Origin of the sequence: Martelella sp. AD-3 (assembly GCF_001578105.1) — a bacterium.
Classification (GTDB): Bacteria; Pseudomonadota; Alphaproteobacteria; order Rhizobiales; family Rhizobiaceae; genus Martelella.
Map to the genome: position 1 here is coordinate 2,711,649 of NZ_CP014275.1, position 26,684 is coordinate 2,738,332.

The 26,684-nt window shown below is 63.8% G+C and carries 25 protein-coding genes; 6 read left to right on the forward strand and 19 right to left on the reverse strand.

All coding sequences use genetic code 11. The features are described 5' to 3' along the window. Positions 1–197 precede the first annotated feature (197 nt). The 17 genes from miaB to sppA form a co-directional block, all read right to left on the reverse strand. Positions 198–1,580, reverse strand: coding sequence for a tRNA (N6-isopentenyl adenosine(37)-C2)-methylthiotransferase MiaB (miaB, locus tag AZF01_RS12645; RefSeq protein WP_024708296.1), 1,383 nt, complete (start codon positions 1,578–1,580; stop codon positions 198–200). A gap of 77 nt (positions 1,581–1,657) precedes the next feature. After that, positions 1,658–2,443 (reverse strand): 1-acyl-sn-glycerol-3-phosphate acyltransferase, encoded by a 786-nt coding sequence (locus AZF01_RS12650; RefSeq protein WP_024708295.1) that lies wholly within the window; start codon positions 2,441–2,443, stop codon positions 1,658–1,660. Positions 2,444–2,481: 38 nt separating this feature from the next. Further along, positions 2,482–2,973, reverse strand: coding sequence for a GNAT family N-acetyltransferase (locus AZF01_RS12655; protein WP_024708294.1), 492 nt, complete (start codon positions 2,971–2,973; stop codon positions 2,482–2,484). A 16-nt stretch (positions 2,974–2,989) separates the two neighbouring features. After that, the gene (gene tsaB, locus AZF01_RS12660) at positions 2,990–3,640 is read right to left on the reverse strand and encodes a tRNA (adenosine(37)-N6)-threonylcarbamoyltransferase complex dimerization subunit type 1 TsaB (protein ID WP_024708293.1); all 651 of its coding nucleotides are present in this window, start codon (positions 3,638–3,640) and stop codon (positions 2,990–2,992) included. 33 nt (positions 3,641–3,673) lie between these two features. Beyond that, entirely contained in the window at positions 3,674–4,237 is a 564-nt protein-coding gene (locus AZF01_RS12665; protein ID WP_024708292.1) for a NifU family protein, read from the reverse strand. Positions 4,238–4,310: 73 nt separating this feature from the next. Continuing rightward, positions 4,311–4,802: a universal stress protein gene (locus AZF01_RS12670; protein WP_024708291.1), complete on the reverse strand. Its 492-nt coding sequence runs from the start codon at positions 4,800–4,802 to the stop codon at positions 4,311–4,313. 146 nt (positions 4,803–4,948) lie between these two features. Continuing rightward, on the reverse strand, positions 4,949–6,010 hold the full coding sequence (gene trpS, locus AZF01_RS12675; protein ID WP_024708290.1) for a tryptophan--tRNA ligase: 1,062 nt from the start codon (positions 6,008–6,010) through the stop codon (positions 4,949–4,951). A 96-nt stretch (positions 6,011–6,106) separates the two neighbouring features. Beyond that, positions 6,107–7,675 carry a murein biosynthesis integral membrane protein MurJ gene (gene murJ, locus AZF01_RS12680; RefSeq protein WP_024708289.1) on the reverse strand — a complete coding sequence of 523 codons (1,569 nt, stop codon included), beginning with the start codon at positions 7,673–7,675 and terminating at the stop codon, positions 6,107–6,109. Next, positions 7,672–10,581: a [protein-PII] uridylyltransferase gene (locus AZF01_RS12685; protein WP_024708288.1), complete on the reverse strand. Its 2,910-nt coding sequence runs from the start codon at positions 10,579–10,581 to the stop codon at positions 7,672–7,674. Before AZF01_RS12685 ends, murJ begins: the two co-directional genes overlap by 4 nt. Before the next feature lie 54 nt (positions 10,582–10,635). Further along, a complete protein-coding gene (gene mutS / locus AZF01_RS12690; RefSeq protein ID WP_244435558.1) occupies positions 10,636–13,365 on the reverse strand; it encodes a DNA mismatch repair protein MutS in 2,730 nt (909 codons plus the stop codon). 249 nt (positions 13,366–13,614) lie between these two features. Continuing rightward, a complete protein-coding gene (locus AZF01_RS12700) occupies positions 13,615–14,487 on the reverse strand; it encodes a GNAT family N-acetyltransferase (RefSeq protein ID WP_024708285.1) in 873 nt (290 codons plus the stop codon). Positions 14,488–14,800: 313 nt separating this feature from the next. Further along, positions 14,801–15,289 (reverse strand): signal peptidase II, encoded by a 489-nt coding sequence (gene lspA, locus AZF01_RS12705; protein ID WP_024708284.1) that lies wholly within the window; start codon positions 15,287–15,289, stop codon positions 14,801–14,803. Beyond that, positions 15,286–16,155, reverse strand: coding sequence for an RNA methyltransferase (locus tag AZF01_RS12710; protein WP_024708283.1), 870 nt, complete (start codon positions 16,153–16,155; stop codon positions 15,286–15,288). The genes lspA and AZF01_RS12710 overlap by 4 nt, the downstream gene beginning before the upstream one ends. Then, positions 16,152–17,261, reverse strand: coding sequence for a class I SAM-dependent methyltransferase (locus tag AZF01_RS12715; protein ID WP_024708282.1), 1,110 nt, complete (start codon positions 17,259–17,261; stop codon positions 16,152–16,154). Before AZF01_RS12715 ends, AZF01_RS12710 begins: the two co-directional genes overlap by 4 nt. Positions 17,262–17,341: 80 nt before the next feature. Beyond that, the gene (locus AZF01_RS12720) at positions 17,342–17,689 is read right to left on the reverse strand and encodes a lipopolysaccharide assembly protein LapA domain-containing protein (protein ID WP_024708281.1); all 348 of its coding nucleotides are present in this window, start codon (positions 17,687–17,689) and stop codon (positions 17,342–17,344) included. Positions 17,690–17,733: 44 nt separating this feature from the next. Further along, positions 17,734–18,030, reverse strand: coding sequence for an integration host factor subunit beta (locus AZF01_RS12725; protein WP_024708280.1), 297 nt, complete (start codon positions 18,028–18,030; stop codon positions 17,734–17,736). 25 nt (positions 18,031–18,055) lie between these two features. Next, a complete protein-coding gene (gene sppA, locus AZF01_RS12730) occupies positions 18,056–19,009 on the reverse strand; it encodes a signal peptide peptidase SppA (protein WP_024708279.1) in 954 nt (317 codons plus the stop codon). 228 nt (positions 19,010–19,237) lie between these two features. Between sppA and AZF01_RS12735 the strand changes: the two genes are divergently transcribed. The 6 genes from AZF01_RS12735 to ptsN all read left to right on the forward strand — a co-directional run bounded on the left by AZF01_RS12735 (position 19,238) and on the right by ptsN (position 24,443). Then, on the forward strand, positions 19,238–19,903 hold the full coding sequence (locus AZF01_RS12735) for a hypothetical protein (RefSeq protein WP_024708278.1): 666 nt from the start codon (positions 19,238–19,240) through the stop codon (positions 19,901–19,903). Positions 19,904–19,911: 8 nt separating this feature from the next. After that, positions 19,912–20,475 carry an LptA/OstA family protein gene (locus tag AZF01_RS12740; RefSeq protein WP_024708277.1) on the forward strand — a complete coding sequence of 188 codons (564 nt, stop codon included), beginning with the start codon at positions 19,912–19,914 and terminating at the stop codon, positions 20,473–20,475. Positions 20,476–20,514: 39 nt separating this feature from the next. After that, positions 20,515–21,309, forward strand: a complete 795-nt coding sequence (gene lptB / locus AZF01_RS12745; protein ID WP_051424071.1) for an LPS export ABC transporter ATP-binding protein — start codon at positions 20,515–20,517, stop codon at positions 21,307–21,309. A 144-nt stretch (positions 21,310–21,453) separates the two neighbouring features. After that, a complete protein-coding gene (gene rpoN / locus AZF01_RS12750; protein WP_024708275.1) occupies positions 21,454–22,989 on the forward strand; it encodes an RNA polymerase factor sigma-54 in 1,536 nt (511 codons plus the stop codon). A 351-nt stretch (positions 22,990–23,340) separates the two neighbouring features. Next, a complete protein-coding gene (gene hpf / locus AZF01_RS12755) occupies positions 23,341–23,916 on the forward strand; it encodes a ribosome hibernation-promoting factor, HPF/YfiA family (RefSeq protein WP_024708274.1) in 576 nt (191 codons plus the stop codon). Positions 23,917–23,978: 62 nt separating this feature from the next. Beyond that, a complete protein-coding gene (ptsN, locus tag AZF01_RS12760) occupies positions 23,979–24,443 on the forward strand; it encodes a PTS IIA-like nitrogen regulatory protein PtsN (RefSeq protein ID WP_024708273.1) in 465 nt (154 codons plus the stop codon). Positions 24,444–24,727: 284 nt separating this feature from the next. Here ptsN and grpE read toward each other — a convergent pair whose 3' ends face one another. Together grpE and hrcA are read right to left on the reverse strand one after the other, a co-directional pair. Continuing rightward, the gene (grpE, locus tag AZF01_RS12765; protein WP_024708272.1) at positions 24,728–25,348 is read right to left on the reverse strand and encodes a nucleotide exchange factor GrpE; all 621 of its coding nucleotides are present in this window, start codon (positions 25,346–25,348) and stop codon (positions 24,728–24,730) included. Positions 25,349–25,451: 103 nt separating this feature from the next. Next, on the reverse strand, positions 25,452–26,534 hold the full coding sequence (gene hrcA, locus AZF01_RS12770; RefSeq protein ID WP_024708271.1) for a heat-inducible transcriptional repressor HrcA: 1,083 nt from the start codon (positions 26,532–26,534) through the stop codon (positions 25,452–25,454). Positions 26,535–26,684 lie beyond the last annotated feature (150 nt).

Consider the following 26,684-nt stretch of genomic DNA (forward strand, 5'->3'; position numbering starts at 1 on the left):
CCGGCATGCGCAGCGTCTCTGGTGCGATACATAGGAAATCGTTCAGTCAACGACAGAGGCAAAGCGGCAGAAATGTGAGTCTTTGTTCGCCAATCTCTCTTCATGAAGAAAGGCTAAACGCGAATCTGCGCTTTGTGAAGCAAATTTCAGGCAAGGCTCAAGATTTCACGGCGACGTCACAGATCGCGGCCCGCGCCTCAATCGAGGCGAACCGCCGCCAGGCTGTTGGCGGAGGCGTCCGCTATCCGGACCCGAACCATGTCGCCGACCACGGCGTCGCCGGCATCGATAACGACCGATTGCAGCCAGGGCGAACGGCCGACGAGCTGGCCGGGATTGCGACCGGGCTTTTCCAGAAGAATGTCCATCTCCATGCCGATCCGCGACTGCGCGAATTCGAGCTGGTGGCGCGCGAGGAGCGCCTGCAGACGCTGCAGCCGGTCGGCCTTTTCGGCCTCGGGAACCTGATCGCCAAGCTCGGCGCCCGGCGTGCCGGGGCGCGGCGAATATTTGAACGAGAAGGCCTGCGCGTAACGCACCTTTTCGACGAGATCGAGCGTCGCCTGGAAATCCTCCTCCGTCTCGCCGGGAAAGCCGACGATGAAGTCGCCCGACATGGCGATATCGGGCCGCGCCGCGCGGATGCGCTCGATCAGCGCCAGATATTCGGCAGCGGTGTGACGGCGGTTCATCGCCTTCAGGATACGGTCGGCGCCGGCCTGAACGGGAAGATGCAGATAGGGCATCAGCTCCGGCAGTTCCCGGTGCGCGGCCATCAGCGTCTCGTCCATGTCGCGCGGATGGCTGGTGGTGTAGCGCAACCGGTCGATGCCATCGACGCTCGCGAGGTCGAACAGCAATTCGCCGAGCCCCCATTCGGCGCCGTCCGGTCCCTCGCCATGCCAGGCATTGACGTTCTGGCCGAGAAGCGTGATCTCGCGCACGCCGTTCTCGGCAAGGCGCTTCGCCTCGTCCACGATCTGCTGGCGCGAGCGCGAGATTTCCGCGCCGCGCGTATAGGGCACCACGCAGAAGGTGCAGAACTTGTCGCAGCCTTCCTGCACCGTCAGAAAGGCCGAGACATTCTTCGGGCGAACGCCGCGTTCCTTCTTCGGCAGGTAGTCGAACTTGTCCTCGACCGCATATTCCGTATCGACCACGCGCTCGCCGGTCTTGGCGCGGCGCAGCGCCTCCGGCAGACGGTGATAGGTTTGCGGGCCGATGACGACGCTGACGTCCGGCGCGCGGCGCAGGATTTCCTCGCCTTCCGCCTGGGCGACGCAGCCGGCAACGCCGATCAGCGTCTCGCGGCCCTCGCGGGCGCGGGCGGTCTTCAGGTCGCGGTAGCGGCCGAGCGCGGAATAGACCTTTTCCGCCGCCTTTTCGCGGATATGGCACGTGTTGAGCAGGATCAGATCGGCGTCCTCGATAACCTCGGTCGGCTGGTAGCCGTCGGCGGCCAGCGCCTCGCCCATGCGTTCGCTGTCATAGACATTCATCTGACAGCCATAGGTCTTGATGAAAACCTTGCGCTGGTTGGTGGCGTCCTGCCGGGTCACTGTCGTCGTTTCCTGTGTCATGGCGGGCCTTTTAACGCGGTTTGGCCTTTGAGAAAATGAAAAAATACGTGACCCGGAAGGGCTTTTGCCGGCGGGCTTCACCGCCCGCTCAGGCGATCGGCGAGAAGCGCGCGCATGCGGCGCTCCACCTCCGCCGCCGCGTCCTTGCGCTTCGTGTACGCCGTAAAGGTCACGCTTTCGCCGAAACAGACGTCGACGTCGAGCGCCCGGGCCCTGATGACGCCGGCAAGCGAGGGCAGCATGGCGACATCGCCCGGCCAGGCGACGACGGGGCGCATGAACCGGCCCATCGGCATGCCCTGGATGCCGGTATAGGCGACAGCCACCGGCTGGACGTGAACCGTGCCGTCCGGCGAATAGGGCACCGCGCTCGAGGCCGCGCCGAAAAGCGAGTATTTGAGCGGCAGCAGCCGGTTGCCGTCAGACGTCGTGCCTTCCGGAAACAGGATGATGATCTCGCCGGCGGCCATGCGCTCGGCGATCGAATTGACCTGCCGACCGGTCCCGCGCCTGTCGGCGCGCTCGATGAAGACGGAGTTCTGCAGCCGGGCGAACAGGCCGAAGATCGGCCAGGACCGCACTTCCGACTTGGCGATGAAGGCGACATCGGCAACGCGGCCGAGGACGATGATGTCGAGCCAGCTCGTATGGTTTGCCGACAGCATCAGCGGCCGCCGCGCCTCGATTTCGCCGTGGACATGAATGCGGATGCCGAGCACGAAACAGGCCACCATGTGCCAGTAGCGCGGCATCTTTCGGGCGAGTTTCCAGCCGCGCCACAGCGCGATAATCTGCAGCGGCGAAAGGATGACGGTCGCGAGAGACAGGGCAAGCGCCACATATGCATAGCGCAGCCAGATCATCGCCCTAACCTCCCCGAATAACGTCGTGACGTTCGGGGTTAGCCGAGATCGCGGCGCATGACAAGCGCGGTCGAGCGGCTTCCGTCGTCGTGCGCGTAATAGGCCTTGCGGCGACCGACCTCATGGAAGCCGAGCTTGCGATAAAGCCCGATGGCAGCCTGGTTCTGGGCATCCACCTCGAGCAGCATATAGGCCGCGCCGCGCATGCGCGCTTCCTGCATGGCCGCCACCATCAGCCGCCAGCCGACCCCGTTGCGGGCATAATCGGGACCGACGCAAATCGTCAGGATCTCCGCCTCCTCCTCAACGCTGCGCGCCAGCACGAAACCGGCTGCGGGCGGGCTGACGATGCGGTTCACATGCCGCGCGATATGACCGAAGACCGGCGCCTGACCCAGGAGCTTGCGCAACTCCCCGGCACTCCAGGCATGGGAGAAGCGCTGGCGGTGAAGATCGGCAGCCAGCCCCAGATGTTCGTCACCCAGGGGAAACAGCTCTATCTCCGGCGATCGTCTGAAAAAGGGAAGCATGGCAGATCCGGAACAGTCAGCGGCGGGCGACGGCGTATCCCGCCTGCGGCCTGGCGTCCGGCGCGCGCAGATAAAGCGGGCTCACCGGCCCTTGCGGCCGGAAAACGGCGCCAAGCCGTGCGATGGTCTCGATCTCTATGTGGGTCACGTCGCCTGCGACCTCCAGCCCGGCAACGCTTGCTCCGGTGCCGAAGGCAAGGGCATCGTGACGACGCATCAGGCCATCCAGCGCATCATAGGCACAGGCGGACGGCTCGGTGAGCGCTGCGCCGTCGGCGCCGAAGACCTGAGCATAGGCCTCGCCCCGGCGCGCGTCGATGGTCGCCATCACGCGGCCCTTCGACAGTTTCCGCGCCTGGAAGCCAAGTGCGGAAAGCGATGAAACCCCGACGCATTCCGTCTTTGTCGCCAGCGCCAGCGCGCGGGCGGTCGAGACGCCGACCCTCACGCCGGTGAACGACCCCGGCCCGACATTGACCGCAATCCGGTCGAAACCGGCTGGTGCCCTTCCCGCATGCTGCAGCGTCTCGTCGATCACGGCCATAAGCCGTTCGGCATGGCCCTTGCCGATCGTCTCGACCGTGCGGGCAAGCACGACATCGCTTGTCGTATCGAAAAGGCAGGCCGCACAATCGGCCTGCGCCGTATCGAGCGCCAGTATCAGCATTGCGGACCTTTCAGAACCGTATCGCCACGGTTTTCAGACGGCCTCGACATGCTCCACTTCGGGGACGAAGTGATGCAGGAGGTTCTGGACGCCGTGTTTCAGCGTCGCCGTCGAGGAGGGGCAGCCCGAGCAGGCGCCGCGCATGTTGAGGAACACCGTGCCCTCGCGATAGCCACGGAAGGTGATGTCGCCGCCATCCTGGGCAACGGCCGGGCGGACGCGGGTGTCGAGCAGTTCCTTGATGGTGGCGACGATGGTCTCGTCGCCAGCGTCGAAGAATTCCTCGCCGCTGTCATCTTCCACCTGTGGAGCCTCACCGGCCATGACCGGCGCGCCGGACATGAAATGCTCCATGATCGCGCCGAGAATCGCCGGCTTCAGGTGCTGCCATTCGGGATCGCCCTTGGTCACGGCCACGAAATCATAGCCGAACATCACCCCTTCAACGCCGGGCACGGCGAAGAGGCGGGTCGCCAGCGGCGAAACGATCGCATCATCGGCCGAGCGGAAATCCGCATTGCCGCTTTCCATAACCACCTTGCCGGGCAGGAATTTCAGGGTCGCCGGGTTCGGCGTGGTCTCGGTCTGGATGAACATCTTCATCTCCAAATCTTGTCGTCTGGGCGGCTTTTCCCTTATATCGGCGCTTTGCGCCTCGTCCGCAAGGGCATCAGCACAGCGCGTCGATATCGGCGTCCTCCAGCCCGTCGGGCAGGACGGTGACGGGAATGGTAAAGGCCTTGCCGCGGCCGGCGAGCAGCGATACCAGCGGCCCCGGCCCGTCCTTGGCGGAGCCCGCGGCGAGAACCAGAATGGCGATATCCCGGTCGTCCTCGACAACGGCGTTGATCTCGACGGAACGGTCGCCTTCGCGGATGACGATTTCCGGTTCGACGCCGATCGCCTCGCGCACCGCCTCGGCCGCCTTGTTGACGATCGCCTCGGCCTCCTCGCGGGCCTCGGCCCGCATGAATTCCTGCACGCCGATCCATTGCTGGACCTCGTGTTCGGGGATCACATAGCAGAGCACGAGCCCGCCATTGGAATTCTTCGCGCGCCGGCCCGCATAGCGCACCGCGCGGCTGCATTCCGGCGTATCGTCGACAATGGCCATGAATTTGCGGCGATGTCCGGCCTCGCCGGAAAGTCGTTTGGAAACCATGTTTGAGAAACTCCGTTTTTCCGGCCGTAAACCGTCTTTCACATCCGGCAGGGAGAGCCGGGCCAGGCGGATATCCGCGCTCGCAGGCGGCGTCCGGTCCGCGGCCCGAACGCGCCATCATAACACAGATGCCCAAAAAGCAAGCGTCAGAGCAGGCCGACGATCTCGTGCACGTCCTTCATCGTCCTCTCGGCAATCGCCCCTGCCCGCTCCGAACCGTCCTTCAGAACGGCGTCGATATGGGCCGGATCGTCGATCAGGCGGCGCATCTCGGCATTGACCGGAGACAGGACATTGACCGCAAGCTCGGCCAGTGCCGGCTTGAACTGCGAGAATTGCTGCCCGCCATACTCGGTCAGCACATCGGCCTTGGTGCGATCAGAGAGCGCAGCAAAGATGCCGACGAGATTGTCAGCCTCGGGACGCCCCTTCAGCCCCTCGACCTCGCTCGGCAGCGCATCCGGGTCGGTCTTGGCCTTGCGGATCTTGCGGGCGACGGTGTCGGCGTCATCAGTGAGGTTGATGCGCGAAAGGTCGGAGGGATCCGACTTCGACATCTTCTTCGAACCGTCCTTGAGGCTCATCACGCGCGGCGCCGGTCCCTCGATCAGCGGCTCGACCATGGGGAAGAAGGCATGGACCGGCTGGTCGCCGACGGTGATGTCAACTCCGCTGCCGATCTCCTTGATCTTCTTGGCAAAATCAAGATTGAACTTCATGGCGATATCGCGGGTCAGTTCCAGATGCTGCTTCTGGTCGTCGCCGACCGGAACATGGGTGGCGCGGTAGACGAGAATGTCGGCCGCCATCAGGCTCGGATAGGCCAGAAGGCCGAGCGAGGCGTTCTCGCGGTCCTTGCCGGCCTTGTCCTTGAACTGGGTCATCCGGTTCATCCAGCCGATGCGGGCGACACAGTTGAAGATCCAGGCCAGTTCCGCGTGCTGCGGCACGGCGGACTGGTTGAAGACGATATGCTTCACCGGATCGATGCCGGAGGCGAGATAGGCCGCCGTGATCGAACGCGTCTGGCTCTTCAGGTCATCATGGACGAGCTGCGCGGTGATCGAATGCAGGTCGACGACGCAGTAGATGCAATCCATCTGGTCCTGCAGGGCGACGAATTTGCGCAATGCGCCGAGATAATTGCCGAGATGAAGATTGCCGGTCGGCTGCACGCCGGAGAAGATTTGCGGCTTGAATTCGCTCATGTCATGGTCTCTTTCGGACGGGTGGAAGGCCCGGTCGGTTGAATTTCGATAGCGCTTATGCACCGCAGGCGGCTGCAGGTCAAACGGGCATGCGCCCTATCCTTTGCGGCCGCGCTTCACCAGACGCCCGAGCAGCGCGCGATTGACGCCGCCGGTGGCCAGAACCAGGCCGAAATAGACGATCGCGGCCAGGCCCAGCAGGATCAAAAGCCCGCCAAGCTGCTGCAGGAAGGCCGCCTCCGGCGCAAACCAGTGGGACATCCGCCCCGCCGCCAGCCGCACGGAAAAAGCCATGGCGATGGCGCTTGCGATGATCAGCGGCCCGCGCTTCATGAGCAGCCTGTCGAAGCGCAGATGACCGGTGATGACGAGAGTCGTCGCCAGCAGCAGAACATTGGTCCAGCCCGAGACGACCTCCGCAAGCGCGATGCCGCGTTCGGCGAGAATCGGAAACAGCGAGATCGCCAGGATCGAATTGATCACCACGGCCACGATCGTGAAACGCATCGGCAGCCTGGTATTCTCGCGCGCGTAAAATGCGGGCTGCAGCGCCTTGGTCAGCGCAAAGGCCGGCAGCCCGAAGGCATAGACCGTCATGATCGCCGCCACCAGCGCCGTCGTCTCCGGCCCGAAGGCGCCGCGCTCGTAAAGGACGCGGGTAATCTCCGGCGAAATCACCATCAGCCCGAAGGCCGCCGGAACCGTCAGGAACAGCACGAATTCGATCGTCCGGTTCTGGATATGCGAGGCTTCGGAAGCGTTGCCGGCTTTCAGCGCGCGCGACAGTTCCGGCAGCAGCACGACGCCGCCGGCAACGCCGACGACGCCGAGCGGCAACTGGTAGAGCCGGTCGGCATATTGCAGCGCCGAGATCGCCCCGTCCTTGCCGGAAGCGACCGCCTGGCCGATGATCTGGTTGATCTGGATGACACCGCCCGTGACCGCCGCAGGCACGGCGAGGGCGACAAGACGGCGGATTTTCGGCGTGATCTTCGGCAGGCGGAAGGTGAGGCGCATGCCGGCGCGGCGAACGTCGATATAGACGACGCCGAGCTGGATGATGCCCGCGCCGAGCACGCCCCAGGAGAGATTGCGCGCCATGTGTTCCGGATCAGCGCCCGCATAGACGCCATAGGCCAGAACCCCGATCAGCACGACATTGAGGAAGACCGGCGCGATGGCGGCGGCGAAATAGCGATGCAGCGAGTTCAGCATGCCGCTCATCATCGCCATCAGCGACATGCAGATGAGATAGGGGAACATGACCGAGGCAAGACGCACGGTCATTTCGAATTTCTCGACGTCATCGGCAAAGCCCGGCGCGATGATGAAGCGCACCAGAAGCGGCATCGCCAGTTCCATCGCCACGGTGATGACGAAGAGAAAGGAAAACAGGACGCCGAAGACCTGCTCGGCAAAACGCTTGGCGCCGTCCGGGCCGTTTTCCTCGATCTCCTTGGAAAACAGCGGCACGAAGGCGGCGTTGAAGGCGCCTTCGGCGAAAAGCCGGCGGAAAAGATTCGGAAAGCGGAAGGCGGCGTAGAACACGTCGGCCATGGCGCCATTGCCAAGGGCGGCCGCCATCATCGTCTCGCGGGCAAAGCCGAGCAGCCGGCTTGCGAACGTGGCGCCGCCGACCGTGGCGAACTTGCCGACGAGGCTCATGCTTCGGTTCCGTCCTCTTTTCGCGGCGTGTCCTGGCCGTTTTCCGCCGGCAGCAGCATGCCCTGCGGCATGCCCTTGCGATAGGCATCGCCCTTGTCTTCCAGCACGGCCTTCATCCGTTCGACGATCGCCGCCTGACGGTTCTCGTTGGTGATCTTGGCGCCGACGAGATCGGTCACGTAGAAGCTGTCGATCACCTTTTCGCCGAAGGTCGTGATGCGGGCCGTCTGGATATCGAGCGAGAGTTCGGAAAGCGTCTGGGTGACGTCGGCAAGCAGGCCGGTGCGGTCCAGACACTCGATCTCGATCACGGTGAAGATGTTGGAGAGCTTGTTGGTGACCGAGACATGCGTCGGCACAGAGAACGCGCGCACCGTGCGGCGCTCGCGCGTGCGCGCGGCAATCAGGTCGTTCAGGTGCTTGCGCCCGGTCAGCACATCCTCGATCAGCTTGCCGATCGTTTTGGCGCGGCGGAGTTCATCCGCATCGTCGTCAAAGGCGCGGTTGAGCAGGATCGTGTCGAGCGCGCGCCCGTCCGCCGTGGTGAATATCTGCGCGTCGGCGATATTCGCGCCGGTCGCGGCGCAGGCGCCGGCAATGATCGACAGGAGGCGCGGATGGTCGGGCGCAAGAAGCGTAAACTCGGTGATGTCGTGGAAGGCGTTGGTGCGCACCATGGTGGCAAAGAGCCGACGCTCCTTGTCCGCATCGCGGATGAAGCGGGCATGGCGCACCTGGTCTTCCAAGGGCACGGAGAGCATGTAGTTCTGATAGTGCAGATTGGCGTATTTGTGCCGCTCATTGTCGCCCCAGCCCTCGAGCGCATTGTCGAGCTCGTCGATCGCGTGCTCCGTGCGGGCCTTGCGGGAAACGGCGGAGAAACCGCCGGAAAGCAGGATTTCGGTCTCGTAATAGAGCGTGCGCAGAAGCTGGCCCTTCCAGCCGTTCCACACATCCGGCCCGACGGCGCGGATATCGCAGACCGTCAGGATCAGCAGCATGTTGAGCCGGTCGAGCGACTGGACCTTGTCGGCGAAATCGACCACCGTCTTGCGGTCGTTGAGGTCGCGGGTCTGCGAGGTCATCGACATCAGAAGGTGGAACTCGATCAGCCAGGCGACAAGCTCGGTCTGTTTCAAGGAAAGGCCGAGCCGGGGGCAGATCTTGCGCGCCAGCCGGGCGCCCGCAATCGAGTGGTCCTCCTTGCGGCCCTTGGCGACGTCGTGCAGCAGCACCGCCACGTAGAGCGCCGTCCGGTCCTCCACCGAGGTGATCAGCCGGGCGGCCAGCGGATGCATCTCGCTCTCGCCGCCGGCATTGTCGAGCTCGGAAAGCACATCGACGGCGCGGATCAGGTGCTCGTCCACGGTGAAGTGGTGATACATGTTGAACTGCATCATCGAAACGATGCGGCCGAATTCCGGCAGGAAGCGTCCGAGCACGCCCGCCTCGTTCATGCGGCGCAGATAAAGCGCCGGATTGTTGCGCGAGGTCAGGATCGACAGGAACAGCCGGTTCGCCTCCTCGTTCTCCCGAAGCTTCGCATTGATCAGCGACAGAGAGCGGGTGACGACCTTCAGCGCGTCGGGGTGGAACTCGAGATCGTTGATGACGGCGACGTAGAAGAAGCGGATGATGGCCACCGGGTCTTTCCTGAACACGTCCGGCTCGGCCAGCGCGATGCGGCCGCTGTCGGAGACGAATTCGATCGAGCCCGGGATCTTGCGCTGGCGCCTGGCGAATTTCGACCACACGGCCCGGGGAAGCGTGGGCGCGGCCTTGGCCTGCTGTTCCTCAAGGTCCGAACAGAAAATGCGGGTGAGATCGCCGACATCCTTGGCGACGAGGAAATAGTGCTTCATGAACCGCTCGACGGCGGAAAGGCCGGGCCGGTCCTGATAGTCGAGCGCCTCGGCGATCTCGCGCTGGATATCGAAGGAGAGCCGCTCCTCGGCCTTTCCGGTGAGAAAATGCATGTGGCAGCGCACGGCCCAGAGAAAGTCCTCGGCGCGCAGAAAGAGCTTCATCTCCTGGCGCGACAACACGCCGAGGTCGACGAGCTCCGTCGGTTCGGGCACCCGGTAGAAATATTTCGCGATCCAGAACAGCGTGTTGAGATCGCGAAGCCCGCCCTTGCCTTCCTTGACGTTGGGGACCACGAGATAGCGCGTGTCGAAGGATTTCTGGTGGCGCTGGTCGCGCTCGGCAAGCTTGGCGGCGATGAATTCCGGCGCACTGCCAGCAACCACCTCGTCGCCGAACCGGCGCTCCAGCGTATCGGCAAGCGATTTGCGGCCGACGATATAGCGCATCTCCAGGATCGAGGTGCGGATCGTCATGTCGGATTTGGAGAGCTTGATGCATTCGGCGACGCTGCGGGTCGCGTGGCCGACCTTCTGCCCCATGTCCCACAGCATGTAGAGCACATATTCGATCGACTTCAGCGTCTCGGCGCGGTCTGTGCCGTTGATCAGGAACAAAAGGTCGATATCGGAACCGGGCGCGAGCGTGCCGCGCCCGTAGCCGCCGACAGCCGTGATCGTGAACTCGTTGCTCGTCTCCGGGTAGATCGACTGGACCACAAGCGTATGCAGCGCGATCAGAATCTGGTCCTGCAGCCAAGAGATCCGGCGGGCGCATTCCAGGCCGCCGCCGTTTTCCTTAAGGATCGCATAGGCGCGCGCGCGCCCCGCGGCATTGACCTCTTTCAGCCGCGCAAGCACCGCCTGGCGCAGCTTGTCCGGGCTTCGGCTGTTCTTCCTGGCAAGGGATCGCAGTTCCGCATTCAGTTTCGCCGGGTCGAGAACCTCCGTCATCGCATGGATATCGGGCTGCGCCTTGCGCGCGCTGCTTTTGACGGCCTGCTCTGGAGCGCTTTCGCGCTGTTCGCTCGCGGATTTCTGCATGAACTTGCCTTTGTGCCTGCGGCCTTTCTGCCGCCGGTGTCGTCTTAAAGCAAATCACCCCTCAAGGGAAACATCATCCTCGATTTTCCGCTTCAGCGCATAGAGCGCGTCCAGCGCCTCGCGCGGGGTCATGTCGTCGGGCCTCAGGCCGTTCAGCATCGTCTCGACTTCGGAGGGTTTCGCCTCGGGTTCGGGCGCGCGGATTGCCGCCTGGAAGAGCGGCAGGTCATCGATCAGGCTTGCCGCCGGGTTCTTGCGGTCGGCATCCTCGAGCCGGGCCAGCACGTTTTTCGCCCGCTTGACGACGGCTGAGGGAAGACCGGCAAGACGGGCGACCTGAATGCCGTAGGAGCGATCCGCCGCCCCCGGTCCGACCTCGTGCAGGAACACGACCTCGCCCTTCCACTCCTTCACCCGCATCGTGGCATTGACGAGACGCGGCAGCTTTTCCGAAAGCGCGGTCAGCTCGTGAAAATGGGTGGCGAACAGGCCGCGGCAGCCGTTCACGTCATGCAGGTGTTCCACCGTCGCCCAGGCGATCGAAAGACCGTCGAAGGTCGCTGTGCCCCGGCCGATCTCGTCAAGGATAACGAGCGAGCGCGGTCCCGCCTGATTGAGGATCGCCGCCGTCTCCACCATTTCGACCATGAAGGTCGAGCGCCCGCGCGCCAGATCATCGGACGCGCCGACGCGGGAAAACAGCCGGTCGACAATGCCGATATGGGCGCTTGCCGCCGGCACATAGGCGCCGGTCTGGGCAAGGATCGCGATCAGCGCGTTCTGCCGCAGGAAGGTCGACTTGCCGCCCATGTTCGGCCCGGTCAGAAGCCAGAGCCGGCCCCTGTCGCCGCTTTCGGGCGAAAGCGTGCAGTCATTGGCGACAAAGGGACCCGCCGACTGGCGCGCGAGCGCCTGTTCGACCACGGGATGGCGTCCGCCCCTGATCTCGAAGGCCGTGGTGTCGTCAACCATCGGCCGGCAATAGGCCTCCGCCTCGGCCAGAAGGGCGAAACCGGCGGAAACATCGAGCACGGAAAGCGCATGGGCGCCCTGCTTCAGCCGCTCGGCGGTCTCGACGACGGCCCGGCGCAGTCCCTCGAAAGTCTCGAGCTCGATCGCCAGCGCCTCGCCTGCAGCATTGGCGATCCGGCTTTCCAGGTCGGCAAGCTCGGCGGTGGTGAAGCGCATCGCATTCGCCATGGTCTGGCGATGGATGAATTTGGCCTTTGCCGCGTCGCCCTCCGTCAGCGCCCTTGAATTGCCGCTGGTCACCTCGATGAAATAGCCGAGCATGTTGTTGTGCTTGATCTTCAGCGCCTTGACGCCGGTCTCCTCGGCATATTGCGCCTGAAGACCCGCAATCACCCGCCGCGACGTGTCGCGCAGGCCGCGCGCCTCGTCGAGCCGCTCATTGGCGCCCTCGCGCACGAAGCCGCCGTCGCGCTTCAGGAGCGGCAGTTCGTCGGCAAGCGTTGCGGCAAGCGCGGCCTCCAGATCGCCGGGCATGTCGGCAAGCGCTTCAAGCGCGCCGGAAAGCTCTTCCGGCAGCGCGGCCGGCTTCAGGAGATCCGCGATCGCGCGCGCGACGTCCAGTCCCCTCAGAATCGCCCCGAGGTCGCGCGGCCCGCCGCGATCGAGCGCCAGCCGCGACAGCGCGCGCGGCATGTCGGGCAATTGTTTCAGGTGGTCGCGCAGCGTGGATGACAGGCTGACCTCGTCGAGAAAGAAGCCGACCGAATCGAGACGTCGGTGCACGTCTTCCGGGTCCGTCAGCGGCGACATCAGCCGCTCGCACAACAATCGGGCGCCACCGCTGGTCACGGTCCGGTCGATGGCCTTGAGAAGCGAGCCGTCGCGCCCGCCATTCATGGTGCGCACCAGTTCCAGATTGGTGCGGGTCGCCGGGTCGATGAACATCGATCCCGACCCGCCGTCCTGCTCGGGAATGCCGAGCGCGGGGCGCTCGTTGATCTGGGTTTTCTCGACATAGGCGACGGCGGCGGCGGCGGCCGAAAGCTCGGACCGCGAAAACCGGCCAAAGCCGTCGAGCGTCGCCACGCCGAAGAAGCGCGACAGCCGGTCCTTCGCCGTGGCGCTGTCGAAAAGCACGGCCGGCTGCGGCGCGACGGCGCGGCCGAGAAGATCGAAGACGGGCCGCAGCCTCTCTTCGGCAAAGAGCGTGTCGGAGACGATCAGCTCGCGCGGCTCGACCCGCATGATATCGGCGGCAAGCCGGCTTTCGGACGTGGCACAGAGCCGGAAGACGCCGGTGGAAATGTCGATCCAGGCAAGCCCGTAGGCAGCCTCCCCCTCGCCCTTCACCCGCGACAGCGCCATCAGGAAATTGCTCTCGCCGGGGGCCAGCAGTTTTTCTTCCGTCAGCGTGCCGGCGGTGACGAGCCGGGTGACATCGCGCCGGACGACGGACTTCGCGCCGCGCTTCTTTGCCTCGGCGGGATCTTCCGTCTGCTCGCAGACGGCGACGCGAAAGCCGAGGGCGATCAGCTTCTGGAGGTAATCATCGGCCGCATGGACCGGCACGCCGCACATCGGGATATCGCGGCCCAGATGCTGGCCGCGCTTTGTCAGCGTGATCGACAGCGCCCGAGCCGCTTCAACGGCGTCATCGAAGAACAGCTCGTAGAAATCGCCCATGCGATAGAACAACAGGAGATCGGGATTGGCCGCCTTGATCTCGATATACTGCTCCATCATCGGCGTTGCCGATGCCCGGCTTTCTGCAGAAATCAGTTCTTCGGTCGGAATACGATTATCGTCTGCCACGGCGCACGCTCGAAATGAAGGGAATTGCCCTCTTCATCTGTCATGATTTTTTGCGGCTCGAAAGTGTCGGCGGCAAGAAAGCTGGGCAAAACGTGATGGCGACGGGGCGGGTTGCGAACGGCCGGAAGCAGACTTGCTGAAAGTTCAGCCGATTTCAGGCTGTCTATTCCTGCGGAAGCCTTGCAGCAAAAAATCTCTCCCCTTGAGGGAGATTGTTGGGGGGGGGGCTATGCGGCACGCTCCAAAAATTCAGCTCGCGAATCGGCCGGCGTCGGCGCCGTAATAGTTGATATAGCGGTCGGAGATCGAGGCGATCGGCAGAACCACGAGCACGTCGGTCGTGTTGAAGGCGTGGTCGATCACCGCCCCCTCGCCGACCATCGCGCCAAGGCGCAGATAGCCCTTGATCAGGGGCGGCAGGCCGGTGAGCGCCCGGCGTCCGGACGCTTCCTCCGCGCTCATCAGGTTCATGTCGACGGCGAGTTCGGGCCGCGCGTTGACCGCCCATTCGCCCGTGGCGCGGGCATTGTGGTGGAGGAAAGAGAGCGCCATGGCGTGGTCTTGCGGGTTGGTGCCGTGGAAGGAGGCGCAACCGAACATGACGCCGATATTGTGCTTCAGCGCATAGGCCCAGTTCCCCTGCCAGAGCAGTTCGACGGTGCGCTTGCTGCGGTAGTCCGGCAGCACGCAGGAGCGGCCGAGCTCCATGAAGCGGACATCGGGATGGCGTGCGACGAGCTTGTCGGTCTGGTATTCGCCATCGGAATAGAACCCGCCGTTCTCCATCGCCACCTCGTGGCGCAGAAGCCGGTAGGTCGCCACGATCTGGTCCTCGACATCGCCGTCAAGCTTGGTGTCGAGCACCAGAAGATGGTCGCAGATCTCGTCCCAGCGATCGAAATCCCGCCTGGCGCGCATGGCCTCCGCCGGCAGGCGGGCCTGCATCTCATCGACGAAGACGCGGTAGCGCACCGCCTGCGCAGCCTCTATCTCGCCGGGCGTGCGGGCAATGCGGGTTTCAAGCGAGCCTATACGGCCCAGGATACCTTCCTGCAGCAGCGCCGTGCTGACAGCCGCCCCTCCGGCGCGTTCGGCAGCCTGAAGAAGATCGAGCGCTTCCATGGTCATCGCGTGTTCCGGATCGTTCATCTTGGATGTCATAAACCATCTCACTGCGACACGTTCGTGACAGTCGCATCCCGCCATTCTGGAGGTCACTTTGTTAAAAAGAGGTCCTCTCGCGTCAATTTTCCGCTGCCTCTCATGTGCCTTCGAGGCACGGTCCCAACCGTGAAAAGACTAGTACATGGAGCAGGCGAGGTCCAGAAGGTTTTGACGCGCCGTCAACATCCGGGGGCCATCCGGGGCTGAAACGGCCTCACGGCAATGCCTTGATGTTCAAGCGCTTTCTAATGTGAGCGCGGGCATGCCCGGGTCAGCCATCATCACGTCCGGGGCTTTTGAACAGGAACTCCTGGACGAAGATCATCACCGCGCCGACCGTGATGTAGCTGTCGGCGAGGTTGAAGATCGGGAAGGTCCAGCCGCCGACATGGAAGCGGATATAGTCGACCACGTGGCCATAGATGAAATGATCGAGAATATTGCCGAGGGCGCCCGCGACGACGAGCGCAAAGCCCAGCAGCGCCCAGCTCTGCCCCGGCGCGGTCTTGCGCCAGAGATAGATGACGACCGCGACGATGACGAGCCGCATGCCGACCAGCGCCCAGCCGTTCGTATCCGACAGAAGCGAAAAGGCGATGCCGGGATTATAGGTCTTGAACAGGCCCAGGAACGGCAGGACGTCGATGGTCCGGTGGAACGGCAGATAGAGCTCGACCGCATATTTGATCGCCGCATCGAGGAGCAACGCGATGGCGACGAAGGCGATGGCGGGGCCAGAGCGCGAAAGCGGCGATCTCATCGGCTTTTCTCCGGTGCGTCGAGCGAAAGCAGGTGGCGGCGCGCCTCATAGAGCATGACGCCGGTGGCAACCGCGAGGTTGAGCGAATCAGCCCTGCCCTGTTGCGGTATGCGGGCAAGCCGCCCCGATCCTTCGGCGAGTTCGACGGGAAGCCCCTGCTGCTCGTTGCCCATCAGAAGCACGACCGGCTTCTTCGTGTAGTCGATGGTCCGGTAGTCGACGGAGCCGGCAAGATGGGTGGCGACGATCTCGGCGCCGCTCTTCTGCGCCCAGTCCAGGAACGCGCGCGGCTCGGCGCGCGAGACCGGAAGCGCGAAGACCGAGCCCATGGTGGCGCGCACGGTCTCGAGCGAAAACGGATCGGTGGTCTCGCCGACGAGGATGACGCCGGCCGCGCCCGCCGCATCGGCTGTGCGGATGATGGTGCCGAGATTGCCGGGATCGCGCACCCGGTCGAGCGCCACATAGGTCTCGTCCCTGGCCGGGCGGATCTCGGCAAGCGGGCGGTAATGGCTTTCGAAAATGCCGACGACCATCTGCGGATTGTCGCGCCGGGTGATCGCCGAAAGCACCTTTTCGGAGACCTCAAGCACAAGACCGCCGGAGGCGATCGTCTTGGCGGCGACCTTTTCCACCTGCGCCTTGCCCTTGGCCGCCTTGGCATAGATCAGCGTGCGGATCGACCAGTCGAGCTCCAGCGCGTCGATGACGAGCTTCAGCCCCTCGGCCATGAAGGTTCCGGTCTCCTCGCGGTGCTTCTTCTGCGACAGCGCGCGGATATCCTTGATGATCGGATTGGAAAGGGAGGTGACTTCCTTCACCGTTCCGACGCGCGGCGCGCGCCTCTCGTCTCGCTCGAAGCTCATTGGGGCAACCACCGCGCATAAAGGGATGTTGATAGGGCGCGGCCGGGCTGATCGCCGGAGAGCCCCGCCTCGCGAATGACAAGCTCGCCCGATTCGACGACGCCGCCGAAACCGCGCATCGTCTCCATCATCAGCTCGTGAACCGAATAGAAGCTGGCGCGGATCGAATAGGCCGTCAGCACGAAGCCGAGCGCGTCCGGCTTCAGGATCGCGCGGCAGAGGTCCAGCATTCTAGGCAGGTGCTCGAACAGCTGCCAGACCTCGCCATTCGGCCCGCGTCCGAATTTCGGCGGATCGGTGAGGATGATGTCGTAGTGGTTGCCGCGCCGTTCCTCGCGCTCGATGAACTTCATCGCATCGTCGCAGATCCAGCGGATCGGGCGGTCGTTGAGGCCGGAGAGCGCCTGGTTCTCGCGGGCCCAGCCGATCGCCTTCTTCGAGGCGTCCACATGGGTCACTTCCGCGCCGGCGGCGGCGGCGACCAGCGAGGCGACGCCGGTGTAGCCGAAGAGATTGAGCACCTTGGGCGGGGCCTTGCGGCCGGACGCCCCTTCCAGGACATCGCGCATCCATTGCCAGTGGGCCACCTGTTCGGGAAATACGCCGACATGGCGAAAGGCGGTGAAGCGGCCGAGAAAATCGATGTCCATGATCCGCAGCGGCCAGGTCTCGCCGAGGGCGGCCTTGGGAAAGCGCCAGCGCCCCATGCCGTCCTCGTCCGTATCGCCGGTGAAGATCGCATCGGCATTGGCCCAGATCTTCTCATCAAGAAGCGGCGGCCAGAGCGCCTGCGCCTCGGGGCGGACGATTCGATAATCGCCATATTGCTCGAGCTTCAGCCCGTGGCCGCTGTCGATCAGATGAAAACCGTCGGCGGTGACGGACTGGAGAATGCGCGGCACGCGCTCGGCCGGCCGTTCGCCGTCCCGCAGCGCGATCCACTGCGGCTCCGGCTGGCGGCTGCGGCGCTCGTTCTGCTTTTCCGCCGGGGCGCCGCCTTGTCGCTTGTCGGCCCGGCGCACATCCTTGCGCGGCCGGTCAGGCTTGGCCTGCGGCTTGCCGCCGGCTTTGGTGCGGCGCGTCTTGTCCGGTCTGGAAGGCGTCATGAAAGGCGATCATCCCGCAATGGTCGAAAGCTGCGGTTTATCAGCCCCGTCGTAAAAATGGCAAGTCTTCTCGCGCCGTCTCAGGAAGACGGAAGCTGATCGAGCGGGCGGGCAGTCGAAACTTCGGCGCTCGGCGCCTTCCGCTTGTCGGCCTCCGCACGCCATAGTGCGGCCTCGCGCTTGCTGGACTTTGCCGTCCTGCGGTGCTTGCGCTGGGAAATCCAGGTAAACAGCGCGCCAAGCAGAATGCCGAGAATGAATGCGATGAAGATGTAGACGAAGAAGGGAGCGGAGACGGCGAGCACGCTGTCGCTGGCATTGAAAGGGTTGAGCGCCATGGTGACGGACTGCCGGTTGGCAACCGACAACAGGACGAGCACCACCCCGATGGGCAGCAGAATGATGAGATTGACAAGCTTTGACATCATGCGCCTCGAACGCGTTTCATTTTCCCGGCGATCCGGCCTGCCCCTTATTTGTCGTCTTTCTGGTCGGGGTTGAGGCGCTCGCGCAATTCCTTGCCGGTCTTGAAGAAAGGGACCCATTTTTCTTCGACGAAAACGGTGTCGCCGGTGCGCGGGTTCCGTCCCGAACGCGAAGGGCGGTTCTTGACCGAAAACGCGCCGAAACCGCGCAACTCCACCCGGTTGCCCGCCGCCAGCGCATCCGCGATCTCGTCCAGAATAGCGTTCACGATATTTTCGACATCGCGGTGATAGAGATGCGGGTTACGCGCCGCAACAATCTGTACCAATTCCGACTTGATCACACCCAGCCCCTCAACTCTCTGATTTTCATTGCCAATCAGTCTGCCCGACAGACACAAGCCCGTCAACAAGACCGGTCTGGCGAAGGATATCCTCGCTGACAAACCAGCCAAGTCCGAGCGATTCGAGCAGCCTTGCCCCCATTTTCGCCAGGCCGACCCCGAAACCATCTCTGTTTACGTTATCCCAAGACCTGATTTCAAGGGAGTCAGAAACGCCGTTTGCGGCCAGATAGGCCATTATTTCGTCCCGACCGCCGATTTCATCGACCAGTCCGGCCTCAACCGCCTGCCGACCGGTCAGTATCCTTCCGTCGGCAAGCTCCAGCGCCCTTTCTCGCGACATGTCCCGGCGCGCGGCGACAAGATCGACGAACCAGTCATAGCTGTCCATCACCAGGGCGCGGACCATGGCCTGGGCCTCCTGGCTCGCGTCGTTGAAGGGCGATGGTTCCGCCTTCATCGGCGCCGACTTGATCGCATCCACGGAGACGCCGATCTTGTCGAGCAGTTCCTTCGCCTGCGGATAAAGAAAGATGACGCCGATCGAGCCGGTGATCGAGGTGTCGCCGGCAAAGATGCGGTCGCCGGCCAGCGCGATCATGTAGCCCGCCGAGGCCGCCTGGGTGCGGATTTCGCTGACGACGGGCTTCCTCTCGGCCACCTGGCGCAGGGCCTTGTAGAGCGCCTCGCCGCCGAATGTCGTGCCGCCGCCGGTCGACAGCGACACGACCAGCGCCTTTGCCGCCGGATCCTCGCCGATCTCGCGGATCGTCTCGAGCATCACCGGATCGTCGGCGACCACGCCCGAGACCGACAGTTGCGCGATATGCGGGCGCGCCAGCATGGTTCCCGGCTCCGCGCCGCCATAGGCCTTGTAGAGGGCAACCACGAAAAGGACGGCGACCACGAGCGCGGCTGCGCGCCACCAGCCGACGCGCCGCCTCAAACGCCTGCGCTCCAGGATTTCCGATAGATTCATCAACGCCCTCACAGTGATTTGAACGGCGCGCAGGTCCGCCGCGCTTGGCGAATGTGCGTGCGACACTCATCTGATGTCAATCGCGCATGGACCGTTTTTCGGCCGCCAACTTGTTATGGCCGGCAAAACATAATACCCATGGCCCTTGAGAGGCAACGGCTTTGGCCGAGGCGAACCCCGAAACGGCCGGGGGACGACAGAGGCCCGCGGGCGACGAGACGACACGAGATGAGCATTGCGACCACTGCACACGGCGGCAACCGACCGTCGATCGAGGAAAGCTTCCGCAAGGCGCGGCGGCATTCCGGCCATGTGCGCCGCCTCAAGGTCCTGCTGCCGCTTGCCGCCGTGCTGATCACGATCGGGCTGATTGCCGCGACCTTCCTGCGCTCGATCGTGCCCGACAATATCACGCTCGACGCCGCCTCGATCGAAAACGGCATGATCGTCATGACCAATCCCGGCATGTCGGGCCGCAATTCCGACGGCATCCGCTACTCGCTGAAGGCCGAGCGCGCGCTGCTGCCCGCCGCCAATCCCGACGACAGCACCGTGCTGCTCGAAAACGTCATCGCCACCGTTCCGGTCGAAGACAGCGTGACGGCCGTGGTCGACGCGACGCGCACGCTCTACGACCGCGCCACGGAGAAACTGACGATCAACGAACCCTTCACCATCGAGCTTTCCAACGGCATGCATGCGGATTTCACGTCGGCCGAAATCGACATCAAGGCCGGAACGCTCTCCAGCGACACGCCGGTCTCCGTGAGGGCGCCGCAGGCATCGGTGGTTGCCGAAAACGTGAATATCATCGATAACGGTCAGAAAATCCGCTTTGGCGGCGGCGTTCATGTCACGCTGTCGCCCTCGGCACTGGCCCGCACCGGACAATGAGGTTTCGGATGGATCTGAGCAATTTGAAAATCTGCGCGCCGCGCCGCTCGACTGCGGCAACGCTGGCGCTTTTATGCGCGCTGGCGCTGCCGGCGGGTGAGAGCCTTGCCCAGTCGACCCAGACAAGCGGCTTCCAGCTTTCGGGCGACGAGCCGATCGACATCGACGCCGACGAATTTGAGGTGGATGACGCCACCAAGCTGATCACCTTTTCCGGCAATGTCGTCGCCGTCCAGGGCGACAACCAGGTCAAGGCCGGCAAGATGACGGTCCGCTATGCCGGCGGCTCGACCGGGATCGCGTCCGGCCAGGGCGATATCGAGCGGATCGACCTCAGCCAGTCGGTGCAGCTTCTCACCGACACGCAGACGGCCACCGGCGACACCGGCTATTTCGACATGGTCACCCAGCACTTCGTCCTCGAGGGCAAAGAAGTAGTGCTGAAGGAAAGCGGCAATGTCTTCGTCGGCTGCAAGCTCACCGTAGACATGAACACGAGCCAGGCCAAGCTGGATGCCTGCGGCAAGCGGGTGCAGATCAGGCTCAACCCGCAATCGCGGCCAGGCAACTGATCCCGCATGCCGAAGACAACGACAAGAAAAACGCTCTCCATGGCAGAGCGCCCGTCCGTGACCGCAACAGCGCCCCGCAACGGCGATCCTGACCGGGAGAACGGCCGTTACGACGGAACGCTGATCGCGCAGGGGCTGACCAAGACCTATCGCAGCCGGCGCGTCGTCAACGGCGTATCTCTCGTGGTCCGCCGCGGCGAGGCCGTGGGCCTGCTCGGCCCCAACGGTGCGGGCAAGACCACCTGTTTCTACATGATCACCGGCCTGGTGCCCGTCGATGAGGGCTCCATCGCGCTGCATGGCCGCGACGTCACCGGACTGCCGATGTATCGCCGCGCCCGCCTCGGCGTCGGCTATCTGCCGCAGGAAGCCTCGATCTTTCGCGGCCTCTCGGTCGAAAATAACATCCGCGCCGTGCTCGAACTGACGCCCCTGAAGAAGAAGGAGCGGGAAGAGAAGCTCGAGCAGCTGATGGAGGAATTCGGCATCGCCAGGCTGCGCAAGACGTCGGCCGTCGCGCTTTCCGGCGGCGAGCGCAGGCGCCTCGAGATCGCGCGCGCGCTTGCGACCGATCCCGCCTTCATGCTGCTCGACGAGCCCTTTGCCGGCGTCGACCCCATTTCGGTCGCCGATATCCAGAACCTGATCCGCCACCTGACCCGGCGCGGCATCGGCGTCCTGATCACCGACCACAATGTTCGCGAGACGCTCGGCATGATTGACCGCGCCTACATCATCCACGCCGGCGAGGTGCTGACGCACGGCAAGGCGGACGAGATCGTCGCCAATACCGATGTGCGCCGCTTCTATCTTGGCGACAATTTCAGCCTGTAGACAGGCCTGGCCGCCATGCGGATTCCGGCTTGATTGCGAAGCAATTTTTGTGCCAGTCTCCTTTCCGTACACTTTGATTTGTTCAGCACGCATCCGCACGCCGCTGTCGGCAGGCCGTTGCGATCGGAGGGTTATGCTCGCGTCATGGCACTAAGCGCCAATCTTCTTCTCCGACAGAACCAGTCGCTCGTGATGACGCCGCAACTGATGCAGTCCATCCAGCTGCTCCAGATGCCGCATGCGGAGCTCTGCCAGTTCATCGCCCAGGAGGTTGAGAAGAACCCGCTTCTGGAGGTCGCCGGCGAAGAGGGCGGACCGGAGGATCGGCCGGAAGCCGCCGAACCGCAGGAGAGCGACGGCGCCGACCTTTCCAGCGACTGGTATTCCGACGACCGGCAGGCCAATGGCGCCGCCCGGCTCGGCGACAGCCTCGACAGCAATTTTGACAGCGCTTACGGCGAAGACGGCCCCTCCGCGCGGCCGGACGCCCCCGAACTGATGAGCCAGTGGAAATCGATGCCGGGCACGCTCGGCGGCGACGACCATGTCGACCTCGACGAGTTCGTCGCCGGCAGGCCGTGCCTGCGCGACCATCTGACCGACCAGATCGCGCTCACCTTCAGGCGCTCCGACGAACAGGCGATCGCCCGCCACCTCGTCGACTATCTCGACGAGGCCGGCTACTTCCGGGGAGACACGAAGGAGATCGCCGAACGGGCCGGGCTGGCCGTCGTCAGGCTGGACACGGTGCTGGAACGGCTGAAAACGCTCGATCCGCCCGGCATCTTCGCCCAGTCGCTGTCCGACTGCATGCGCCAGCAATTGCTGCAGACCGATGATCTCACCCCGGCCATGGCGGTTCTGGTCGACAATCTCGAGCTGGTGGCGCGCCGCGATTTCACCAGGCTGAAGAAACTTTGCGGGGTGGAAGAGCAAGACCTCCTGGCGATGACGCAGACGCTTCGCCGGCTGAACCCGAAGCCGGCCGGCGCCTTTTCCAGCCAGCCGCCCGAATCGGTCCTGCCCGACGTCATCGTCTCCGCCCGCAAGGAAGGCGAATGGCAGGTGGAGCTCAATCCGGACACGCTGCCGCGCGTTCTCGTCAACCGCTCCTACCTCACCGAAATCAAGGCCTCGCGCGGCATGTCGGCGGCCGATGATGCCTTTCTCAACACCTGCCTGCAGACGGCGAACTGGCTGACGCGCAGCCTCGACCAGCGCGCCCGCACAATCCTGAAGGTCGCAAGCGAGATCGTGCGCCAGCAGGACGCCTTTCTCAAGCACGGCGTCGACCATTTGCGCCCGCTCAACCTGAAGACGGTCGCCGACGCAATCAAGATGCACGAATCGACCGTCAGCCGCGTCACCTCCAACAAGTTCGTCCTGACCCCGCGCGGCCTGTTCGAGCTGCGCTATTTCTTCTCCGTCTCGATCGCCTCCGACCAGGCGGACGGCAGCGCGCTTTCGGCGGAGTCGATCCGCCACAAGATCCGCCGCATGATCGCCGCGGAGACGCCGGAAGCGGTCCTTTCCGATGATGACATCGTTTCCGCGCTGAAGGACGAAGGCATCACGCTCGCCCGCCGGACCGTGGCAAAATACCGCGAGGCGATGTCGATCCCCTCCTCCGTCCAGCGCCGCCGCGAAAAACGCGCCTATGCCAGGGTCGTCGGCGCCTGAGGCGCGACCGGGGCGGCCCCGGCAAAAGCGCCGGCGTGATTGACTTCCGCCAACATGAACGGTAGAGCATCCGCCGCAAGAGGGGCGCCGCCTCAGCAAGGGAGACGGGACGCAGATGCTCCGGGACCGGGAACAGCGGCAAACCGACCGCACCCGGCGGCAAAAAATCGCACGAAGAATATTGCGGAAATCCCGCTGGCAAACGGCTGAAAAATGCCCAAATGAGTTATGATGACAAGGTGTCATCTGAGTGCCGTCCCGGTCACCGGAGGGCCATGCCTGGAAGTTCTTGGAGGAGAACAGGGCTTGGCTTAAACTGGTGCCCGCAAACGATAGAAGAAGGGAAGATCCATGAGTGTTCGCGTCTCGGGAAAACAAATGGAAGTCGGAGAGGCTTTCCGTGAAAAAATCGAAGACCAGATCGAGGAAGCGGTCACCAAATATTTCGACGGCGGCTATTCCGGCCAGGTAACGGTCGAGAAGTCCGCGGGCGGTTTCGAGGCGGACTGCAAGGTCCATCTCGACAGCGGCGCCGTGCTGCATGCAGCCGGCAAGGCGCACGACCCCCAGGCCGCCTTCGAGGCAGCATTCGAACGCATCGCCAAGCGCCTGCGCCGCTACAAGCGCAAGCTGAAGGACCATCACCAGGGCAACGGACACGCCGATTTCGCCGAGGTCGCCTATTCGGTGATGGACCTGCCGCAGGAGGACGAGGGCGAGATACCGGAAGACTACGCGCCGGCCATCGTCGCGGAAGCCAAGACCGAGGTCCGCACCATGGCGGTGGCCACGGCCGTCATGGCGCTCGACATGACCGACAAGCCGCTGATGCTGTTCCGCAACCCGGACAACAAGACGCTCAACATCGTCTATCGCCGCCCGGATGGCAATATCGGCTGGATCGACACAGCCGGCATCAAGGGCTGAACCCACGCAAGCGGGTGCCGTTCAGGCGCCCGCCCTCAAGCCGCAACCCAGGATACCAGGATATGGCCCTTGACGACCTGCTGAAACAGGAGGCGATCATCCCCGCCCTCAAGGCAAACTCCAAGAAGCAATTGCTGCAGGAGTTGGCCGCCAGAGCGGAGGCCGTGACGGGAATTCCCGAGCGCGAGATCTTCGAAGTGGTGCTCCAGCGCGAGCGCCTCGGCTCTACCGGTGTCGGCAACGGCATCGCCATACCCCACGGCAAGCTGCCGAAACTTGACCACATCTGCGGCGTGTTCGCCCGCCTGCAGCATCCCGTCAATTTCGAGGCGCTTGACGACCAGCCGGTCGATCTCGCCTTCCTGCTGCTGGCCCCCGAAGGCGCCGGCGCCGATCATCTGAAGGCCCTGTCGCGCGTGGCGCGGCTCCTGCGCGACCAGGACCTGGTCAAGAAGCTCCGGGCCTCCGATTCGGAAAGCGCGATCTACGCCTTCCTGAACACCGATCCGGATTCGTCGGCGGCCTAGAGTATCGGGGCGATTGATTGGTATCGCCCCGATACTATAGAGCGCCGTGCGTCCTTTTGGACGCACAAGGACGCTCTAACTTATTGAATTTGCGCATCGGCTCGAAAATCGATTCCGATTTTCGAGCCGATGCGCTAGATTCTTTCTCTTGACGCGTCGGGTTAACGAAAAACCGGATTCCGCTTTTTCGCCCGACGCTCCAGCCACCCGGCCTCGACTCACCGTCAAAAAAGGCGTCCCGCGGCAGCGAAACGCCCTTGATTCCCGTGATTGCGAAAACGCGCCTATTCCGGTTTGTCCTCACCGGCCTGCTGCGCGAGATCGGCTTTCGGCCCGCCCTTGGAAACGCCGACCATGGCCGGACGGAGAACCCGGTCGCCGATCATGTAGCCGGTCTGGACCACCTGAACGACCGTGTTGGCGGGAATTTCCGGGTTCGGAACCTCGAACATCGCCTGGTGGAAATGCGGATCGAATCTCTGCCCTTCCGCCTCGATCGTCTTCACGCCGTGGCGCTCCAGCGCCGACAGCATGGAGCGTTCGGTCATCTCCACGCCCTCGATGAAGCCCTTGATCTCCTCGGTCCGTTTGTCCTCGGGAATGGAATCGAGCGCCCGGCGCAGATTGTCGGACACGCCGAGCATGTCGCGCGCAAACGCCGTGACCGAATAGGCCTTGGCGTCTTTCACGTCGCGCGCCGTGCGCCGGCGCAGGTTTTCCATTTCGGCGGCAAGCCGCAGCAGCTGGTCGCGCTGCTTCTCGTTTTCCTCACGCAGGAGATCGATCGGATCGGGTTCGGCAACTTCGCCATCCGCGGGCTCCCCGGCAGGCGCATCCGCCTCAAGGTCGACCACCGTCTCGTTGATTTCCTCGTCAGTGCCGTTCTTCTTGGTCTCGTCGGTCATGACGTCTCCGCACGTTGCAGTTTGTTCTTGAATCTCTCGGGCCACGATATCGAGCTTCACTCCCGAAAAATCAAGGCCCTCCCCCGGTATTCGCGCGCAGCCTTCAGCGAGAGCGCGACATGCGCGACAGCAGATGGGCCGTATAGTCGACCATCGGCACGACCCGGGCATAGTTGAGCCGCGTCGGCCCGATAACGCCGACCGCGCCGACGACCTGGTTGTCGCTGTCGCGATAGGGCGCGACGACGAGCGAGGAGCCCGACAGCGAAAACAGCTTGTTTTCCGAGCCTATGAAGATGCGCACGCCCGAACCGCTTTCGGCCAGGCTGATGAGCTCGATCAGGCTTTCCTTCTTCTCAAGATCGTCGAACAGCATCCTCAGGCGATCGATATCGGCGGCATCGGCAACGCCTTCGAGCAGATTGGCCCGGCCGCGCACGATCAGCTGCCCGGGCCTGCCGTCTTCCGTGCTGCCCGACCAGACGGCGAGCCCGCGCCCGACGAGATCCTGCGAAAGCTGGTCAAGCTCGTGGCGAACCTCGTCCTTCAGCCGCGCGAGAACCGTCCTCAGTTCCGGCAGGGTCTGGCCGTTGAGATGCGCGTTGAGGAAATTGGCCGCCGCCGTCAGCTGCGAGGAGGTCGTGCCGGCCGGCAGGTCGATGATCCGGTTCTCCACCTCGTTATGCTCGCCGACGAGCACCGCAAGCGCCTTTGTCGGTTCCAGACGGATGAATTCGACATGCTTGAGCACGGCGTTGCTCTTGGACGTCATCACCAGCCCCGCCCCGCGTGACATGCCGGAAAGCATCTGGCTTGCCTCGTTCAGAAGCCCGTCGACCGGCTGGCCGCGATCGACGCCCTGCATATGACGCTCGATCTCGGAACGTTCGCTTTCGGCAAGGTCGCCGACCTGCATATAGGCATCGACGAAGAAACGCAGTCCGCTCTCCGTCGGCAGTCGGCCGGCGGACACATGCGGCGCGTAGATCAGGCCGAGCTCCTCCAGGTCGCTCATCACATTGCGCACCGAGGCCGGCGAAAGCGACATCGGCAGAAGCCGCGACAGGTTGCGCGAGCCGAGCGGTTCGCCGCTTTCAAGGTAGCTCTCGACGATCGCACGAAACACCTCGCGCGAGCGATCGTCCAGTGTCATTGCCGAATTGTCTGCGCGTCGATCTGCTGTCATGCTTCCAGTGGCCGGATGGTTCGTCTGCTTCGCCCATTAATATAGTGTCGGCGCCGCGCTTCGCAATTCGTCTTTGCAGCGGCGCGGCCTGCCGTTTTTCTTTGCAAAAGCCGCCTCTTCCTTCTAGAACCGCCGCAACCGAAACCGGAA